Annotated in this window: 19 protein-coding genes; 16 read left to right on the top strand and 3 right to left on the bottom strand. The window is 43.0% G+C overall.

Annotated features, from left to right (window positions below):
- The first annotated feature begins 2 nt into the window (after nucleotides 1–2).
- The 9 genes from FM019_RS14510 to FM019_RS14470 all read left to right on the top strand — a co-directional run bounded on the left by FM019_RS14510 (nucleotide 3) and on the right by FM019_RS14470 (nucleotide 8275).
- Nucleotides 3–1031, top strand: a complete 1029-nt coding sequence (locus FM019_RS14510; RefSeq protein ID WP_143836653.1) for a PHB depolymerase family esterase — start codon at nucleotides 3–5, stop codon at nucleotides 1029–1031.
- Nucleotides 1032–1033: 2 nt separating this feature from the next.
- Entirely contained in the window at nucleotides 1034–1801 is a 768-nt protein-coding gene (locus FM019_RS14505; protein ID WP_143836652.1) for a 3-hydroxybutyrate dehydrogenase, read from the top strand.
- A 92-nt stretch (nucleotides 1802–1893) separates the two neighbouring features.
- On the top strand, nucleotides 1894–2769 hold the full coding sequence (nadK, locus tag FM019_RS14500) for an NAD(+) kinase (RefSeq protein WP_143836651.1): 876 nt from the start codon (nucleotides 1894–1896) through the stop codon (nucleotides 2767–2769).
- 100 nt (nucleotides 2770–2869) lie between these two features.
- Complete coding sequence (recN, locus tag FM019_RS14495) at nucleotides 2870–4552, top strand: DNA repair protein RecN (protein WP_143836650.1); 1683 nt, start codon at nucleotides 2870–2872, stop codon at nucleotides 4550–4552.
- 117 nt (nucleotides 4553–4669) lie between these two features.
- Complete coding sequence (locus FM019_RS14490) at nucleotides 4670–5026, top strand: outer membrane protein assembly factor BamE (RefSeq protein WP_143836649.1); 357 nt, start codon at nucleotides 4670–4672, stop codon at nucleotides 5024–5026.
- Between the two features lie 300 nt (nucleotides 5027–5326).
- Nucleotides 5327–6916: an ABC-F family ATPase gene (locus FM019_RS14485; RefSeq protein ID WP_143836648.1), complete on the top strand. Its 1590-nt coding sequence runs from the start codon at nucleotides 5327–5329 to the stop codon at nucleotides 6914–6916.
- A 61-nt stretch (nucleotides 6917–6977) separates the two neighbouring features.
- Nucleotides 6978–7466 carry an NYN domain-containing protein gene (locus tag FM019_RS14480; protein ID WP_143836647.1) on the top strand — a complete coding sequence of 163 codons (489 nt, stop codon included), beginning with the start codon at nucleotides 6978–6980 and terminating at the stop codon, nucleotides 7464–7466.
- A gap of 72 nt (nucleotides 7467–7538) precedes the next feature.
- A complete protein-coding gene (locus tag FM019_RS14475) occupies nucleotides 7539–7829 on the top strand; it encodes a YebG family protein (protein ID WP_143836646.1) in 291 nt (96 codons plus the stop codon).
- A gap of 44 nt (nucleotides 7830–7873) precedes the next feature.
- Nucleotides 7874–8275 carry a VOC family protein gene (locus FM019_RS14470; protein ID WP_143836645.1) on the top strand — a complete coding sequence of 134 codons (402 nt, stop codon included), beginning with the start codon at nucleotides 7874–7876 and terminating at the stop codon, nucleotides 8273–8275.
- Between the two features lie 345 nt (nucleotides 8276–8620).
- Here FM019_RS14470 and FM019_RS14465 read toward each other — a convergent pair whose 3' ends face one another.
- Both FM019_RS14465 and FM019_RS14460 read right to left on the bottom strand, forming a co-directional pair.
- A complete protein-coding gene (locus tag FM019_RS14465; RefSeq protein ID WP_143836644.1) occupies nucleotides 8621–9967 on the bottom strand; it encodes a class II 3-deoxy-7-phosphoheptulonate synthase in 1347 nt (448 codons plus the stop codon).
- Nucleotides 9968–10111: 144 nt separating this feature from the next.
- Nucleotides 10112–10588, bottom strand: coding sequence for a low molecular weight protein-tyrosine-phosphatase (locus FM019_RS14460; protein ID WP_143836643.1), 477 nt, complete (start codon nucleotides 10586–10588; stop codon nucleotides 10112–10114).
- Nucleotides 10589–10927: 339 nt separating this feature from the next.
- Here FM019_RS14460 and FM019_RS14455 point away from each other — a divergent pair, with 339 nt between their 5' ends.
- Complete coding sequence (locus FM019_RS14455) at nucleotides 10928–12019, top strand: peptidase M42 (RefSeq protein ID WP_143836693.1); 1092 nt, start codon at nucleotides 10928–10930, stop codon at nucleotides 12017–12019.
- A 78-nt stretch (nucleotides 12020–12097) separates the two neighbouring features.
- Entirely contained in the window at nucleotides 12098–13051 is a 954-nt protein-coding gene (locus tag FM019_RS14450; RefSeq protein WP_143836642.1) for a calcium/sodium antiporter, read from the top strand.
- Between the two features lie 16 nt (nucleotides 13052–13067).
- Here the strand turns inward: FM019_RS14450 and FM019_RS14445 are convergent, their stop codons facing one another.
- On the bottom strand, nucleotides 13068–14114 hold the full coding sequence (locus FM019_RS14445) for a DUF21 domain-containing protein (protein ID WP_143836641.1): 1047 nt from the start codon (nucleotides 14112–14114) through the stop codon (nucleotides 13068–13070).
- A 288-nt stretch (nucleotides 14115–14402) separates the two neighbouring features.
- Here FM019_RS14445 and rimK point away from each other — a divergent pair, with 288 nt between their 5' ends.
- The 5 genes from rimK (at nucleotide 14403) to FM019_RS14420 (ending at nucleotide 19554) form a co-directional block, all read left to right on the top strand.
- Nucleotides 14403–15308, top strand: coding sequence for a 30S ribosomal protein S6--L-glutamate ligase (gene rimK, locus FM019_RS14440; protein ID WP_143836640.1), 906 nt, complete (start codon nucleotides 14403–14405; stop codon nucleotides 15306–15308).
- A gap of 72 nt (nucleotides 15309–15380) precedes the next feature.
- A complete protein-coding gene (locus tag FM019_RS14435; protein ID WP_143836639.1) occupies nucleotides 15381–16247 on the top strand; it encodes a mechanosensitive ion channel family protein in 867 nt (288 codons plus the stop codon).
- On the top strand, nucleotides 16244–17092 hold the full coding sequence (locus FM019_RS14430; protein ID WP_143836638.1) for a magnesium transporter MgtE N-terminal domain-containing protein: 849 nt from the start codon (nucleotides 16244–16246) through the stop codon (nucleotides 17090–17092). The genes FM019_RS14435 and FM019_RS14430 overlap by 4 nt, the downstream gene beginning before the upstream one ends.
- A 2-nt stretch (nucleotides 17093–17094) precedes the next feature.
- Nucleotides 17095–18429: a magnesium transporter gene (locus tag FM019_RS14425; protein ID WP_143836637.1), complete on the top strand. Its 1335-nt coding sequence runs from the start codon at nucleotides 17095–17097 to the stop codon at nucleotides 18427–18429.
- 159 nt (nucleotides 18430–18588) lie between these two features.
- A complete protein-coding gene (locus FM019_RS14420; protein ID WP_143836636.1) occupies nucleotides 18589–19554 on the top strand; it encodes a calcium/sodium antiporter in 966 nt (321 codons plus the stop codon).
- The last annotated feature ends 166 nt before the right edge of the window (nucleotides 19555–19720 follow it).

The following is a 19720-nucleotide window of genomic DNA, read 5'->3' as shown; positions in this document are numbered from 1 at the left end:
CTATGAATTTCAGCCTAAGGATTATTTTAACACTATGCTTGACGAGTAGTTTTGCACTGGTTTTTTTAATAAGCCAGGCCAATGCAAAAAAACCGTTGCCGCCGCTAAATATTGATATCGAGCACATCACTGTTTCAGGTCTATCTAGCGGTGGTTTTATGGCCAATCAATTCCATATCGCCCATTCACAGTGGGTGTCTGGGGCGGCCATCATTTCAGCGGGTCCATATTTTTGTGCACAATCATCTATCGGTACTGCGTTGACCCAATGTGTAAACAAAGTCGAAACACCTATTCCTTTAGAAAGCTTGAATAAAAAAGCTATCGAATACGAAAAATTGGGCCTGATTGACGCACTTTCAAATCTCAAAACCAGCCGGGTATGGTTGTTCCACGGCTCCCTCGATAATCGCGTGATTGCACCGGTTACGCAGGCGTTATTTGAGCAATATACAGCTTGGGTTGAGCCGCAGAATATTCAATTTATTCAAGACAAACCCTTTGCCCATCATTTCCCGACAATGGCTTCAGGCCATGAATGCTCAGCATCAGAAGCGCCCTTTTTGGGAAACTGCAAATACGATGCGGCAGAACAATTATTGACTTTTTTACTAGGTGAATTAGACAAACCTGCGGTTGATGATCGAGGTGCCATAGTTGAATTTGACCAACATCACGTTGGCAAATCACCGGCAGAAACCCTCGCCCAAACAGGTTATGCCTTTATTCCTGAAGCATGTTCCCAAGGTAGTGAGTGTCAGATCCACATTAATTTTCATGGCTGTAATCAAAATGCGCAAAGTGTGGGAACTCAATATATCGAGGGCAATGGACTAAATCGTTGGGCCGCGGCGAATCAAATTGTCGTGCTCTATCCACAAACAACAAGCTCAATGATGCTTCCCCTCAACCCTCAAGGATGTTGGGATTGGTGGGGTTATACTGACGAGAACTATGCAACCAAGCAAGGCAAACAAATTCAAGCGGTTGCTAACATCGTCCAAGCAATGGCTGCAAGTAAAGGGCAATAATTATGGCAGAAAAGACAATATTTATAACCGGCGGTGCTTCGGGTATTGGATTAGGCATTGCACAATATCTAGCTCAACAAGGGCACTATATTATTATCGCTGACCTTCAAATGAAGGCCGCTGCGGATGCAGCCGAATCACTGGTTGCCAAAGGCTTCAAAGTCAGAGCAGTCGAGCTGGATGTCAGCGACCCAGCGCAAATTGAAAAACTCCCAAACGCAATATTACCCGACCGTGTCGATGTATTAATAAACAGCGCTGGCGTGCAACACGTTTCAAAGCTTGAATCCTTTCCAGCGGAAAAATGGCAACTGCTGATCAATATCATGCTCGTCGGACCGGCGTTATTGGCTAAAGCGTTTCTACCTCAAATGCGCAGCAATAATTACGGACGTATAATAAATATCGGCTCACTGCACTCCCTTGTTGCATCCCCTTACAAATCAGCCTATGTCGCGGCAAAACACGGGTTGCTGGGATTTGCAAAAACCCTAGCATTAGAAACCGGGGACGTTGACGTGACGGTTAACACCATTTGCCCGGCATACGTCAAAACACAATTAGTTGAACAACAGATCGCTGCACAGGCCATCGAAAATGGTATTAGCGAAGAGGAAGTCATCGAACATATTATGCTAGAACCCATGCCGAAAAAGTCGTTTATTGAAATGGATGAATTGGCGCACAGTGCAGCGTTTTTAATCAGTCATGCTGCGCGAAACATTACTGCCCAGACCCTTGTAATAGATGGCGGTTGGACCGCACGTTAGAATCAATCAACATTGGCCTTGGTTTTGCTCGCCAAGCATGGTTATACTGATACCTTTGTCGTAGCAATGACAGGTTCAACCATCAGGACACTATGCCGTATAAAACCGTTGGTCTCATAGGTAAGCCCGCACATGAAGGCGCAAACAAAAGCTTAAACGCAATTCTGCAGTATCTTAAAAAACGAGACTGCAGAATACTCGTGGAAAGCAAGGTCACGAGCATGCTTGTAGGCAACGGTTTTGAGTCTATGGACTTGTCCGAAATCGGTACACAAGCGGATTTGGCAATCGTCGTTGGTGGTGATGGCAATATGCTTGGAGCAGCTAGAATACTGGCAAAACATGATGTGGCCGTTGTCGGTGTTAACCGAGGTAATCTTGGCTTTCTAACTGATATCAATCCGGATGATTTTGAAGCGCAACTAGACTGTATTTTTAACGGCGAATGCGTCCGCGAACAGCGATTCATTTTACAAGTCGAGGTGTATCGTGAAGGGCAAAAACAAAGTGCTAACTCTGCCGTAAATGAAGTTGTTCTGCATCATGGCAAAGTCGCCCATATGATGGAATTTGAGACCTATATCGATGATAACTTTGTCTTTAGTCAACGCTCCGACGGGCTGATTATCGCCACGCCGACTGGCTCTACAGCTTATTCATTGTCTGGTGGTGGTCCGATCCTAACGCCGAATTTAGACGCCCTGACGTTGGTGCCGATGTTCCCCCATACGCTGAGCAGCCGCCCCATCGTGGTAGATGCTAATAGCACGGTAAAACTCAAAGTATCAATCGACAACACTGATAATCTGCAAGTAAGTTGTGATAGCCACATTGTATTAGAAGTGTTGCCAGGGGATGAAATTCATATTCGTAAAAATGAAGATCGGTTGTCACTCATCCACCCTAAAGATTACAACTACTTTAACGTACTAAGAACAAAGCTGGGTTGGGGTTCGAAACTCTACTAGCAATAGCTTTGGATTCACAATAAACCGCAATCTAGACTTTACATCCTCAAAATAGTGTATATATTTACAGTTACTGTATATACAAACACTACTGTTAATTATGTTAGTTCATTTATCCATAAAAAACTTAGCTATAGTCAAAACGCTAGACATAGATTTCCGTCAAGGTTTGAGTGTTGTCACCGGTGAAACAGGCGCGGGTAAATCTATTGCGATCGATGCCCTGGGATTGTGCTTGGGCGAACGGGCTGAAGCAAGTATGGTCAGAGCAGGCAATAACAAGGCGGAGGTCTGTGCAACGTTTGATATTAAGTCGTTAAAACAGGTCAACGAATGGTTGGCCGGACATGATTTATGTCAAGATGATGAGGCAAATAGTGAACTGCTAATTAGGCGTGTGGTGTCTAGTGAAGGTCGTTCGAAGGCATACATCAATGGTTCACCTGCACCATTACAACAACTAAAGGAACTTGGGTTGTTGTTGGTGAATATTCATGGACAACATGCGCATCAGCTTTTATTAAAAGCTGAAAACCAGCGACAAGTGCTTGACCGATTTGCCGACCACCAAGCGATGCAAGATGAAGTTAAGCAGTTTTATCAAAAGTGGTTAGAGAGTAAAAAGCAACTCGAGCAATTACAGTTAGGCCAGCAGCAACGAAGTGATCGCCGGAATTTACTCGCCTATCAGGTTCAGGAACTCGATGAATTTGCTTTGATTGAAGATGAATTCACCTCTCTTGAATCTGAACATAAAAAATTGTCGCACAGTCAAACTTTATTAGAGCAGGCGCAGCAAAGCTTCTACAGGCTTTATGAAGCAGATGAACATAGCGCCTTGACTGCGGTGCAATCGAGTCTAGATTCGCTCAGCGAGCTGCAGCACCATGATCCGGATTTAGGTCCGATAGTTGGAATTTTAAATGAAGCGTTGATCAATATAGATGAAGCCTCGGTGCAACTTAGACACTACGCAGATAATCTAGAAATTGATCCCATGCGAATGAATCAAGTTGAGCAACGTTATTCGCAAGCAATGGATTTGGCCAGAAAACACAATGTTAATCCTGAGCAACTGTATCAATATCATCAGTCATTGGTTGTAGAACTCGCTCAATTGAATAGTGATGACAGCGTATTGGATAGCTTGCAACAAGACGTGCAAAAGTATCTTGATAGCTATTTGCAAAGTGCCAGAAAACTGAGTAAATCCCGTTACTTAGCAAGTAAAAAGCTGGCTGTGCAAGTCGAAAGTTATATTCAACAAATGAATATGGATAAGGCAACCTTTACGGTAGACGTGAACTTTGACGAATCTATTCCGCCCAGTGCTATGGGGTTAGACAAAGTGGCATTCATGATTTCGACCAACCCGGGGATCCAAGCTGATACGTTGGACAAAGTCGTGTCAGGTGGCGAGCTATCGCGAATTGGCTTGGCGATACAGGTAATCAGCACTAATGGCAATCAAATCCCTACTATGATCTTCGACGAAGTGGACACGGGAATAAGTGGCCCAACGGCTTCAGTTGTCGGAAAACTGTTGCGTAAACTCGGCGCTTCTTGCCAAGTAATTTGCGTCACGCATCTACCGCAAGTGGCAGCCAGCGGCCATCAACAAATGTTTGTGACCAAGTTTACTGATGATAAAACAACAGAAACCCACATGATTTGTTTAAAAGAAAATGAACGAATTGAGGAATTGGCACGTCTATTAGCTGGAGACGTTTTAACATCCTCTGCAATAGCCAATGCTGAAGAACTACTAAACAGCTATCAATAGCGTAATAATGTTTGATTGCAGGGGCTTGAGTAGGTTAGCATGCGTTTCCAAATTACGAGGTTCGTCTGTAAAAGGAGGGATCTTGTCCGTTCAACCTACTTTAATATGAACTGGATAATGAAGTATAAAAGTTTATTGGTAGTTTTATTTACCCTGCTGTTTACTGCCGGCTGCACAGATTGGATCTATCGTATCGATGTTCCACAAGGCAACTTTCTGCAACAAAAGAATGTAGAACAACTTCGCATTGAAATGACAAAAGAACAAGTCGTCTATGTATTAGGCAGACCTGTTGTACAAGACTCATTTGATCACGACACCTGGTATTACGTTTACGAAATGAGACGTGGTATGAAAAAGCGCGGTGAAGATTTCAGAAAAGAGCTAATTATTGAGTTTTCAGATGGTAAAGTTGCTAGCGTGACGGGAGACTTCGATTTGTCCGAAGACTTTAATACACCACTAGACGAATAAATCGTAATATTCGTGATTAATTAACAGGGGCGCACGGCCCCTGTCCTCCACACACTCTGTGTGCCCATTTATCTTTAATTCTTAGCTTTATTTTTGTTTTTATTAATAGGCGACAGAACTGCTTATCTTCCATCTTTATTCCGCTGGCCAATTTTCCCAAACTCAGTGAATAAATTACTTGTCTCAATGGAATGATTAAATGTTGAAAAACTCAAAAGCATTCGCGTCGAAGCTGTGGCATACTGCGCGGGTTTTACCTTCGTACCTCTATAAAAATCATTCGGCATTAGGAAGTTCAGCTTGTTAGTTTCAGCAAATATCACCATGCAATTCGGCGCCAAACCACTTTTCGAAAACGTTTCTGTTAAGTTTTCTGACGGCAATAGATATGGCCTTATCGGCGCGAATGGATGCGGCAAATCAACCTTCATGAAAATTCTTGGCAATGATCTGGAGCCTTCAGCTGGTAACGTTTCAAAAGATCCAAATGAGAGAATTGGTAAGTTAAAACAAGATCAGTTTGCCTATGAAACATTTTCTGTTGTTGACACAGTGATCATGGGACATGAAGAGCTTTGGGCAATCAAAGAAGAACGAGACAACATATACGCAAAAGCTGAAATGAGCGAAGCAGACGGTATACGCGCAGCCGAGCTTGAATCTGAATTTGCTGAAATGGATGGCTACACAGCTGAATCTAGAGCTGCAGAATTACTCAGTGCCGTTGGTATTGATGAAGCATTGCACTTCGGGCCGATGAGTGAAGTGGCACCAGGCTGGAAGTTGCGAGTTTTACTCGCACAAGTACTATTTTCAGAGCCTGATATTATGCTTTTGGATGAACCGACCAATAACCTGGATATCGATACTATCCGATGGTTAGAAGATACACTCAATAGCCGAAACTGCACGATGATCATCATTTCTCATGATCGTCACTTCTTAAACAGCGTTTGCACGCACATGGCCGACTTGGACTATGGCGAATTACGTGTTTTTCCAGGCAACTATGACGAATACATGACGGCGGCCACACAGTCCAGAGAGCGGTTGCTTTCAGATAACGCAAAGAAAAAAGCACAGATTGCCGAATTAAAGACTTTTGTTAGCCGATTCTCTGCCAATGCGTCTAAGTCCAAACAAGCCACGTCCAGAGCCAAGCAAATAGACAAAATCCAATTGGATGAGGTGAAACCTTCAAGCCGTCAAAACCCCTTTATTCGTTTTGAACAGGACAAAAAACTTCACCGATTGGCGTTGGAAGTTGAAGGATTAAGTAAATCTTTCGATGAGTGTCTTTTTAAACAAATCGATCTCATGGTTGAGGTAGGTGAAAGAGTGGCAATTATTGGTCCAAACGGTGCCGGTAAAACCAGTTTCTTGAGATGTTTATATGGCGATTTACAACCCAACGCTGGCCAGGTGAAGTGGTCTGAAAATGCTAACATTGGCTATTATGCTCAGGATCATGCTGAGGAATTTGAACAAGATAAATCCTTGTTAGATTGGATGTATCAGTGGGGTCAGGAAAACGATGACGAACAAGTTATTCGTGGCACCTTAGGCAGATTATTATTCTCACAAAAAGAGATTGGCAAATCGGTTAAAGTGATTTCTGGAGGTGAACAAGGACGAATGATATTTGGCCGTCTGATGTTGCAGCGACCGAATATTTTGTTGATGGATGAACCCACTAACCACCTTGACATGGAGTCAATTGAGTCACTGAACTTGGCGCTAGAAAACTACCCCGGCACACTATTTTTTGTTAGTCACGACCGTGAGTTTGTTTCATCTCTGGCCACACGGATCATTGAAATCAAAGATGGCAAAATCACTGACTATCGCGGCAATTATGAAGAATATTTAAAAACCAAGTCACTGAACTAGTATTAGTCCTCGCGAGAAGCGGGTTATATTAGATGTTTCTTAAACTACTAAGAAGACAATTATGAAAAAGCGTGTCGGCATCTTTGTAGATGTACAGAATATTTATTACACCTGTCGACAGGCCTATCAACGCCAATTTAACTATCGAGCCTTGATGCAACAGCTAGAGGGCGATCAAGACATAGAAATCTCGGTTGCCTTTGCGTACGCTATTGCCAGCCAAGACAATGGTCAACGGAAATTCCAAGACGCTTTGCGTCATCTCGGTTTTCAGGTCAAACTCAAACCTTATATCACTCGTAGTGATGGTTCAGCAAAAGGTGATTGGGACGTTGGCATCACGATAGACATAATGGAGTACAGCCAGGATCTCGACGACATCTACCTGTTGAGTGGCGATGGAGACTTCACTCTTCTTTTAGGGCACATTAAACACAAACACAATATTAAAACTCATGTAGTGAGCGTTCCATCGCTTACCGCAAAATCTCTCCTAGATACTGTCGATACGCACCTGCCCATTACACTTGAAAGTTCGCTTTTAAATTAATTTCACTTTTAACTGTATTTTTATACAGTATTAATCTATCTTTATATTCTCAAAAGAATAGGAGAAAGATTGATGGCGATTAAAGTCCAGTACGTTGTAGAACATAATGGGGAAGAAAAGCTTGTGACCACTGATAAAAAGGCCGCTGACCAGTATGACAAGATGTTGGATATTGCTGATAACTTAGCAACCTACATAAAAGCTAAAGGCATTGAGCTGGATACTGACACCAATGAAGAGTTAACGATATTGTTATCCAAGAATAAAGACATTATCGGCAAATTGTTAAAAGGTGCGGACGCCAGCGCGTTGTTAGAGGACGAAAAAGCCCAAGTCGTTGAGCTTGAAAAGCGCCAAGCGTAACGTTTGAACGTCAATAATCCTGATTATTAGAAGGAGGACTATCAATGATTGACCACCTAAGTACCTACGCCACCGACTATCCAAAGACCAAGGAATTCTATCACAAGGTTATGGCAGCACTTGGGCATGAATTAGTGATGGAATTCACCGCAGATTGGAACCCTGAGTTTCCTACTCAACGCATGTGTGCCTTTGGGCCTCCCCAACAACCGATTTTCTGGATAATCGAAGTCAAACACGCTGCAAGTCCGAGACATGTTGCGTTTTCAGCGAAGGACCAAAATCAAGTTGAAGTATTTCATAAAGAGGGTTTAGACAACGGCGGCAGTAATAATGGCGAACCGGGACTTCGCCCTATGTATCATGAGCACTACTTTGCAGCTTTTTTGTTTGACCCAGATGGCAATAATGTTGAAGCCGTATGCCATGGACCGACAAATAAATAACTAACCCCAATTCTGGATAAGAAATGTCGGAATAGCTTAGTTTTTAAAGCTTTATCAATGATATAGAAGCTACCGTCATTTTGATATTGGTTTTTAATAGGTAAGTGCCGTGATTTATTCCCTTATCAAGGCGAGAATTATGTTGTCTAGTCGCTCTAAACGCATAATGAACAACGAAGATAAGGGGATAAATAGCGGTGCTTACAGGCGTTGCTTATTCGGGATTGGGGTTAACTATGATGAGTTTCAATTGGATAGTGATTTAATGGTATTTAAAAAAAACCGGTGTGAAATAGAGATTTCAGACCGGTTTTTGACAATTAAATAGATTAAAAACTTGGAAACTTACTTACCAGCTTTGAGGTGATCTGCGACCAAGAACGCCATTTCTAGCACTTGATCGGCATTGAGCCTCGGATCGCATTGTGTTTTATAAGCTTGGGCCAAGTCATCATCACTGATTTGGTATGCGCCACCTGTACACTCTGTAACGTGTTGTCCCGTCATCTCCAAATGGATGCCACCAGGATGGGTGCCTTCAGCATCATGAGCTGCGAAAAACTGCTGAATTTCACTTAAGATATCGTCGAAGTTGCGGGTTTTGTACCCACTAGATGCCTTTTTAGTGTTGCCGTGCATAGGATCAGAACTCCAAACCACTTTGCGACCTTCCGCTTTTACGCGGCGCAACAGCCTAGGCAAATTCTTTTCAAGATTCTCGGCACCCATACGTGTGATAAGTGTTAATCGACCTGGATCATTCTCTGGGTTTAATGCATCAATCAGTTGAATCAGCTCATCTTCTTGCATTGATGGACCAATTTTCACACCAACTGGGTTATGTATACCTCGGAAAAATTCTATATGCGCATGATCAAGTTGTCGCGTACGCTCACCAATCCAAACCATGTGAGCTGAGCAGTTGTATGGTTTACCCGTTAACGTGTCGATGCGGGTTAACGCTTGTTCATAGTTAAGCAGCAAAGCTTCATGTGAGGTAAACAAATGGGTTTCATGCAGGGTTGCATTATTGTTATGGTTGATGCCAATGACATCCATAAACTCTAATGTTTCTTGCAACCTGTTAGCCACATCTTGATAGCGTTCCCTGAGCGGATTGTTCTCAACAAACGTCATATTCCAACGATTAACTTGGTGCAGATCAGCTAATCCCCCTTGGGCAAACGCGCGAAGCAAGTTCAACGTCGATGCACCTCTGTGATAGGCCTCTAACATGCGTTGTGGGTCAGGCTGACGGGCTTTATCAGTAAACTCAAAACTATTAATAATATCGCCACGGTAGCTGGGGAGCGAAACTCCATTGATCGTTTCTAAGTCTGATGAACGTGGCTTGGCATATTGCCCTGCCATTCTAGCGACTTTTGTTACCGGACATTTTCCGGCAAACGTCAGCACTATAGCCATTTGCAAAATGACTTTGAATGTATCGCGAATCTTTGGTGCATTGAATTCATCAAAGGATTCAGCGCAATCGCCGCCTTGAAGTAAAAAGCCCTTTCCTTCTGCCACATCACCCAGTTGCTTATGCAACAGACGAGTTTCTTCTGCAAAGACTAATGGCGGATAACTTTGCAGGGTTTTCTCTACCTCTGCTAAATGTTTTTGGTCTTGATAGGTAGGCTGTTGTTGGATGGGTTTATTTCTCCAACTATCGGGTTGCCATTGACTCACTGTAGTTCCTTTAAATAAATTGATGTGTACTCGAAGCTCTAAGCAGGAGAAGGTACGGACATTAACAAGGATTTTCAATCCCAAATGGCGCTAATGTATTCAACAATGGACTAAAACCGACATTTAAGAGGAAAAATAGCCATATTAGCTGCGTTTAATGTGTTCGATTAACCCATCAGCGGCGTCTTCGATTAAATCGAGAACGTACTCAAAACCTTTTTTACCGCCATAATAAGGATCAGGTACAACATCATCTTCAAAGCTTGAAAATTCCATAAACAATTTGATTTTATGATGGTGTTCTTCCCTGCTGTCACGTTGCAAATTTTTCAAATTCGAATCATCCATCGCGATGATCAAATCAAACTGTTCGAAATCCATTTCATTCACTTTACGGCATTTTAATCCACCAAAATCATAACCTCTGGCCTCACCGGCCTGCACCGAACGCTCATCCGGTGCACAACCAGTATGGAAGCCCTGTGTTCCCGCGGAATCTACCTCTACAAACAGGTTGTGCTGCCTGATTTTATGTCTGAACACCGCTTCTGCGCTGGGTGAGCGACAAATATTCCCCAAGCAAATAAACAATACCGATGAAATTTTCTTCTTTTCAGCCACGTAACCTACCCAGTAAATTTAGTAAAAGACCCTAAATATATTACCTGCTAAACATGAGGAAGATAATCTAATTTAGTGAATTGACAGGGAATCGGTAAAAAAGTGTACAGCCTATTCCGTAATATAGACTACATTTACCACCACTAGCTTCATGTTAACTAGGCTTTGTATTCAACACGGCCCTTCATGGATGAAAATGGGTGAGTATGGTTATGCAGTGCTCTCAACGAAAAGCGTACCCCTCATACATTGACGTCTTGATGCGCTGCACAGTTTGAATACGTGATGATATTCAGTAAACCCGATCGAGTGTATGGGTAAATCTAGGTGAAACAATTTATGTATGCCGAAACGCAAAGTCCCTATGGTTCAGCAGCACTTCCTGAAGCATTTCTATCCATATTAAAAAATCTTATCCGTCACCCTAGTGTGATTGGTGCTGAGCATTCATTTTACCGCGTATTACAGCGTGAATTGGAAGAACGAAATGTCAAAGTGACATGGTACGAAGGACTATTGGTCGCCGAGGGAGACTCGCCAGATAGCTGGTATTTGTCGGCACACACCGATAGACACGGCCTGATATGTACCGGCCCTGATGAATTCCAATATGCAGCCTTTGTTGCCGGAGCGCGATCTGACTTATTAGGAAACTCTGTAAGCGAGTCGCTAATGAAAAAAGTTGTCACCCGCTTTGAAGGAGAATCCGTATTTGCTTATGAACCTTGGTCTGGAAGTTACTTAGGTCAGGGCAGAATTAATGGTGCGAGCGTATGTCCAAAAAGGAACAATGTCATTTTTGATGTAACAGGGCTGGAACACCTAGTTGCTGGCACACCTATCGCATTTCGAGATCAGCTAACAATCAAAGAAGATGCTATTGTCGGGCAGTTAGATAATATATTCAGTGTGGCTGTTTTGATCTACTTATTTGAAATTGGATACCAAGGCACCGCATTTTTTACGGCTCAAGAAGAAGCGGGAAAAAGTTGGCGTTATTTACTCGAATGGTTCAGACGGTTTGGTAGTACAACTAATCAGTTATTGGTGTTAGATACTAGTCCCTACCCTGATCTGAATTCCGCAGCTAAGCACAACGTGATTCTTCGCAGAAAAGATGCAAATTCGACCTTCAATCAAGAATTGACCCAGCGGTTAGCAAATACCTGCCAGGCCTTGGGTTTGTCATATCAATACAAAGATGAATATGTTGAATCGCAAAACATCGTCGCTTTGGAAAAAGGGCTGCCGCCGGCTTCAATCGGGTCGACAGAAATGGGGCGCATAATAGTCGCATCAAACAAGATGGTAGACGGCACTACCGTGCAAGTCGCGACTTCGGGCTACCACACCCTAGCGGAAGCTGCGCCTAAAACCTCGGTGAAAGGATTTATTGATTTACTTGAACATCTGGTTGTGCCCCGCAATTAGCAGTCATCCAGATTGAAACTAATGCCCATACGTGCATCTTTTCATCGTAATTTCTGCTGTAAATTTTAAGGAGTTAACGTGGATCTCGTCTTCATTTTTTGTGGTATTGCACTATTGAGTCTTGGTGGTGAAGCACTGATCAGGGGTGCATTGGGAGCCGCAAATAAATATCAAGTGTCACCATTAATGGCGGGGATTCTTATTGTAGGTTTTGGTACATCTGCACCCGAGCTCGCTGTATCAGTCGATGCGACGCTCAAAGGCAGTCAAGATATCGCCATTGGCAACGTAGTAGGCAGTAATATAGGCAATATATTATTGATTCTGGGGCTTTGCGCCATTATTAGACCACTGACCATCCAACGCCGAGCACTGCAACGAGATGCAACCAGTGCGCTATTGTCTACTCTATTGTGCTGTCTGCTTATGTCGTTAGGCTTGCTTAATTTAGTCGGTGGATTAACCCTAATAAGTGGACTTTGTCTTTACCTCCTGTGGGTATACATAACAGAGAAATCGGAGCAAATTCCATCTGCTGTAATGCACGTTAATGAAGCCAAAGAAGTACAGCGCTATCCGACACACTGGTTGTCACTGATTGCATTTGTGATAGCAGGATTAGCAATGATGCTCAGCGGTTCTCATTTTTTGTTAAAAGGTGCCAGTTCGGTCGCTATATCATTAGGTATCAGTGAAGCAACCGTTGGCTTGACGATTGTTGCAGTGGGAACATCTTTTCCGGAGCTGAGTATTTCAATTATTGCAGTCATCAGAAAACACGTCGACGTGGCGATTGGGAATGTCCTGGGGAGCAATATATTTAACATTCTTGGGATCTTGGGCATCGCCTCTGTTCTGGATCCCTTAGCGCCAACATCAAGAATAATCAATTATGATATGTGGGCGATGTTGGTGTGTGCCATCGCACTGCTAATTCTATTATGGAGCACAAAGAAAATACATCGAGCAACTGGCGCATTGATGCTGACGCTTTACGCGACATACTCTTGGGTTGGCATTCAATATTATTGATTTTCATTGTTATGCCTTAGTCGTGATTTCCAATCCCTTTCAATAGTCGACCCAACACATCTGCACCAGTGATAACGCGCTTTTCTAAATCTGTCCAAACGAGCACTAAATCATGATTGAGCACGTCAGTTGATGATTCTGAAAGGTCAGAGGCTTGCTTTAGCCGACTAAGAGCACTGCCCAAAGTACAATTCTCGTCCTTGATAACTACGGGCCGATGACAAAATGCATAGGGATCGCTCAAGGTTACGTTCTCGTCCAACAGCACACGTAAATAACCATCAGCATCTAGCACGAGTTGCGGCACATTATGCTTGTCGGTTAAAACAACCCACTTATGGCCAGACTCATTCACCGACCTGACAAAACTCGCACCTGCGGCGCTTTTAGTTTCTGGGATAACAGGAAGGTCAAGTTTACATGGCAACGAAATAATACTTTTTGGATCTAACACTTCGCCCTCCTCCATCACCGACACTTTATCTATTTCGAGGAAGTTCAGCGCACCAACGCCTTCAACAGGAACGACTTCAGCTTCATTGGCCTCAGCGTGAGCTAAAATAATCGCTTTGAGTTCTTCTTCACGAAAATAGGTAATTCCCTCTTTGCCCAGCCAACCATCCAATAAAATGGCGGTCGGCTTCGCCACAATATACATAACCTTTTGATAAAAACGGATAATCGGCGTCAACAAAGAGGCCATTTTAAACGCATTTCTGGAAAAATAAGCCTGTGGAATAATCTCACCCAAAAATGTGATGGCGATTGTGGAAAACAAAAACGAATAAATACCGGCTAATACAGAATCCGATAAAAGGGTGAGTAGTACATTTATCGAGACGTTCCCCCACAAAATTGTTGCCAGCAGAAAATTAGAGTCTTCACGCATAGATAAAATGGTTTTTGCAGCATCATTGCCTTGTTTTACCTCAACGTCTAACTGGAGACGACTCATACTAAAAAACGCGAGATTCAGGCCTGAAAACACCGCACTATGAACAATGCAAATTGCGATTCCAATCCATACAAAGACTTGCGTACTTGCCTGAAACACTTCACTCATGGTAACCACCGTTATAACTGAAACTATTTTCAACGTTCACAATTGAACTTATAAACCTATACTAACCTTTTAAACATGCATTAAATACACTTAAGGATTATGATTACCAGGGACAAAATGCAGAGTCTGCTAAACTGTAGAAGAGTCCGGCGATCTAAAAGGAACTACTGTATCAATATTCACTTATGGTGCGAGTCGGCAGTGCACCAACGTCACACATAGCTAATGTGAAATCACCTTGATAAACCAGCAACCGAGCGCTAATTCGCGTTACAAAAGGCTAATTAAATGAAAATCGCCATTCTATCCAGAAACAAAAACTTGTATTCAACGCGCCGATTAAAAGAGGCAGGTCAAGCGCGCGGACACGAAGTGGACATTATCGATACTTTGCACTGTTACATGGATATCACTAGCAGTAAACCCGCAGTGAGATTCAAAGGTAAACAGCTTCCACGCTACGATGCAATTATTCCACGAATAGGTGCCAGTATCTCTTTTTATGGCACTTCAGTTGTTAGGCAATTTGAAATGACCGGTAGTTTCAGTGTCAATGAATCTGTCGCCATTAGCCGTTCGCGAGACAAGTTACGTTCAATGCAATTACTCTCTAGAAAAGGTATAGGCTTGCCAAGAACTGGGTTTGCCAATCGTCCAGACAACGTCAAGGATTTGATTAAAAATGTCGGCGGGGCGCCGTGTGTTATCAAGTTATTGGAGGGTACTCAAGGCATTGGGGTTGTGTTGGCTGACACGGTCAAATCCGCAGAAGCAATCGTTGAAGCCTTTATGGGACTCAATGCCAACATACTCATTCAAGAATTTATCAAAGAGGCTGGCGGCGCAGATATACGTTGTTTTGTTGTGGGTGACAGAGTTGTTGCTGCGATGAAACGACAAGGCGCTGAAGGCGAGTTTCGTTCTAACCTTCATCGAGGGGGCTCTGCTACACTCGTGAAACTCAGTAAAGAGGAACGCGCTAGCGCAGTTGCCGCTGCTAATGTTATGGGTTTAAACGTTTGTGGCGTAGACTTACTCAGAGCAGAAAGAGGTCCAGTTGTTATGGAAGTAAATTCTTCCCCTGGATTAGAAGGTATTGAAACTGCGACCAAAAAAGATGTTGCTGACATGATTTTTCAATTTATTGAAAAGAATGCCAAGCCATACAGAACACGGACACAAGGAAAAGGGTAAACAAAGTTTGTGCCTGACTCTGCTCTTTAAATTGATTAATATTTTACGTTCGAACATATACGGGAAACGCTAATGTCTGATTGGGAAGTTGTACTGAAAAACAATTACGAGCAATTGGTCGGTTACTTAGTCGCCTATGTACCCCAAATCATTGGCGCACTGGTTTTATTGCTGATTGGCTGGTTGATTGCATTTTTGTTTGGCCGACTAACACTGACATTAGTGAGCTTTACCGGAAAACTACTCAATAGAGCTGGAAATGCGCTGTCTTTAAACAAATCTGTCAGCATCAAACCCCAGCATGCAAAGATAATAAGCCGGACCGTATTCTGGCTAATCATGATATTTTTCTTTGCCGCATCCCTGTCGAGCCTGGGTATTGAATTTATTGCCACTTGGCTACGGGAATTGCTCGGTTATTTGCCCAATGTTTTGGCTGGCATAGTTATTGTTGTCGGCGGCTTTTTGATAGGTAATGTTGCAAAAACCATGGCCGAGGCAGCGGCATCAAGCACCGGGATAAAATACAGTACCCGCATAGGGATATTGACTAAATGGATGATTGTGGGCATTGCTATTGTTGTCGGTATTGAGCAATTGGGAATGAACATACAATTTATTACCACGCTGATTATCGTCGAGGTCGCTATTTTCAGTTTCGGAATAGCCCTAGCTTATGGCCTAGGTAGCAAAGAATTAGTAAAAAATCTGGTAGGCTCCAGACAGGCTGGCAAACATCTTCACATTGGCGAATATATACAAATAGGTGAATACAGGGGCAAGGTATTAGGCTTTTTGCAAACGTCTCTAGAGCTGGAAACAGAAAATGGCCGAGTACTGATCCCGGCAAAAATTTATAACGAATTACCCTGTGAAATTTTGCTATTCAATGAAACAGACAACGACGAAAAGATAGCATCTCAAAAGGCCCCTCGATGAGTGATCTTCATTACAGTCTGACCCTGCATTTTTTGCAGGCTGAACCCGTTGCAGCGGCCCGAAAGCTAGAGTTGGTAGATGATACTCATGCTGCAGAAATTGTCAAAGACGCGCCTCTGGATTCGGCTGTTAATGTACTGAAGTCCATGATCCCCAGTGTTGCAGCAAAACTTTTTCAACATTTTTCCAATGAGCAATGTCAAAAACTAACAGAATCAATGGAGATTACAGACCTGTCAGCAATTTTGCGTTATGTGGATGATAAAACACGCTCTAAAACGCTTTCGCTATTGTCAAAAAGAAAACAAGCATTGTGCCGGATGCTTATCAACTATCCGGAGTATTCGATTGGATCAATGGTTGAAACAAATGTCCTGATCGCAGATAGCAAAATGGAAGTCAGCGAAGTCATCCTGCGACTCAGAACAAGAGACTACTCATATTTGCAATGGGTTTACGTCGTAGATAGTAGCCACGCGTTATTAGGCACATTGTATATTGGCGACTTGTTAAAGGCTGAAAATAAAACCAAAGTGGGTACATTACTCAATGCTAAAGTAGCCACCGTCAATGCCAATACGGATTTGAATACCGCGATGGAATGGGGGTTGTGGGAGCACAACGATTCCGTTCCGGTGGCAAACAAACAAAAAGAGTTTATTGGTGTGCTGCATTATTTTAAATTGAAGCATTTTGCCAGCATCAACTCGGCCAAAGAGAAACAAAATGTTTCGTTTTCTTCAGACCTCTTTGAGGTGTACGGCGACACCATCATCAATATGTTAGAACTTGTCCAACCCGATGAAATCGCCTCAAAAAACATTCAAAAAAACGAATCGGAGTGATTATGAATTCAAGCTCAACCGCTCGCGATAACACGACGCAATTTCTTAACAAAGAATATTTGGCAAACTACCCTTACAAAAGCGTCAGATTTCTTGAAACTATCAGTCCGGCCCAAGCCGCGGACTTGCTTGCACATCAACCAGCGCAAATTATTATCAATCTTTGGCGATACATACCTGCTGGTGTTTCGGAGAATATTTTCACTGCTCTTCCTGAAGAGTTAGCCGTAGATGTCTTAGTTGGCTTAGATAGTCATATAGCTGTGTCATTACTTTCCAGGTTACCGACACCTTCGTTAAACAGCATTATGGAGGTGTTGAAGCAATCACACGCAGATTTGGCAAATGAGTACAGTGAGTTGCTAGTGTATCCGGATGACACCGCCGCTCGCATGATGACCGCTGGTATCGTCAGCTTTTACAGTGATACCGATGTAAAAACGGCGCTAAGAAAACTCAGACAACGAAGCAGCAAAGCCGAAGAAGTGATTTATGTGATTGATGATCAACAAGCTTTGTTGGGTGAAGTAAGTCTTTCAGAACTGGTAATAAGTCCCCTTGATCAAGAGCTAATCACCTTAGCAAAGCCCGTAAAGTCTGTTTTTAGCGCATTGGATAGCAAGGACATGGTCATTGAACGTTTCGAAGGGCAACGCAGTAGTGCTATTCCAGTATTAGATGCCCATGATCAGCTAATTGGCGCAATCCGTTTCTTTGATATTTATCAATCAACCAAAGAAGACTTGGCCTCCGACATTCAAACGATGGTGGGTGTTAGCAAAGAAGAAAGAGCACTTTCTAGTAGCTTTTTTGCGGTGAAAAAACGCTTACCCTGGCTGCAAATAAACTTGCTCACGGCGTTTGCCGCGGCGGCAGTTGTAGGCGCATTTGAAGGATTGATTTCAGAAATCACTGCACTGGCAATATTGTTGCCCGTAGCAGCTGGACAATCTGGAAATGCCGGGGCGCAAGCTCTTGCAGTAACCATGCGTGGGTTGACTCTAAGAGAAATCACCACCCGGCATTGGGCCAAAGTTATGACAAAAGAATTAGTTGCTGGTCTACTAAATGGTGTTGCCATAGCAATTACCTGTTCCATTGCCGTCTATTTTTGGAGTGATTCAGTTGGGCTTGCTTTAGTCATCGCCTTGGCGATGGTTTCTTCGTTAGCGATTGCCTGCACGGCCGGTGCCATAGTCCCTATTGCACTAAAAAAGTTTGGGATGGACCCTGCTCAATCTTCGTCAATAGTGCTGACAACAATAACGGATATTGCCGGCTTTATGTCCTTTTTAGGTATTGCATTGTTACTATCTGACATGTTACCCCGTGGTTGACACAGATGGCGCGCTAAGAACAGGCTAATGATCATGTTCAGCAAAAAATAAACGAGGTTCCGTCAGGGGCGTGAAAATCTCGCTCAAACTTCGCGATAAGAGATCTTGACCGACTTTTATATTCTAACATTGAGTAACATTAGATTTTGGAGTTCGTAAATGTTCTGGGCAACACTGGCTATTCTTTTTGGACTCCCTTTATTAATTTGGAGCGCCGAACGATTTATTAGCGGTGCGTCTTTTACCGCTACACATTTCAATATATCGCCGCTATTTATCGGCATGTTTATCATTGGTTTTGGTACCTCAGCACCCGAGATCATTGTGTCCGTATTTGCTGCGATACAGGGCAATGGTGGCTTGGCTTTGGGTAACGCATATGGTTCTAACATCACCAATATTACTTTAGTTATCGGTGTAACAGCCTTGCTCAGTCCCATCGTTGTAAAGTCTGAAATCGTCAGAAAAGAACTACCTATTTTATTAGCAATAACGTTTTTTGCCGTGTGGCAACTATTGGATTTAAGACTGTCCTTCGATGACGCATTTTCGTTGTTGGGATTGTTTGTACTGTTGATTGGCTGGACAATCTGGCAAACATTAAAACAACCCAATGACCCGCTTGGCGATGACATCGAAGACGAACTTGCTGATGAAAAATCTGCTTTGGGTGTGCATTTGTTTTGGCTATTTGCTGGCTTAATCCTGCTTATTGCCAGCTCTCGTTTATTAGTCTGGGGAGCCGTTGAGATTGCTCACTATTTTGCCGTAAGTGATGTGATTATCGGTCTGACGATCATAGGTATTGGCACATCACTACCAGAGCTAATATCTTCCATTATTGCCGTGCGTAAAAACGAACACGAATTAGCGATTGGAAATGTTGTCGGTTCAAACCTGTTCAATACCCTAACGGTAGTAGGGTTGGCCGGGGTGATTCAACCCGTGAGCATCGAATCAAGCTTTTTGTATCGTGACAGTCTATTAATGCTTGCCGTGACTATCGCGCTTTTAATATTCTGTATTGGAATTAAGAGTGCTGGCAGAGTAAATAGATGGGAAGGTCTAGCGCTTTTATCGGTTTTTATCGGCTACAACAGTTACTTAGTCGCCACACAGTTTTAGTGAATAAATTTCTCGACAATATCAAAAACGCGTGCGGGAATTTCGCTCTAAAACCCTCATGCAAAACGGTGTTTCCCTGCCCATGCAGTTGTTTCCTTTGAACGCTTGTCTTATGCTTTGCAGCGAATTTATGCCGCTACATCAAAGCCTTTGGCACTATTTTAGG

Source organism: Aliiglaciecola sp. M165 (assembly GCF_007197995.1).
GTDB lineage: Bacteria > Pseudomonadota > Gammaproteobacteria > Enterobacterales > Alteromonadaceae > Aliiglaciecola.
Note: the sequence above shows the minus strand (reverse complement) of the source record. Positions and strands in the feature narration are given on the sequence as shown.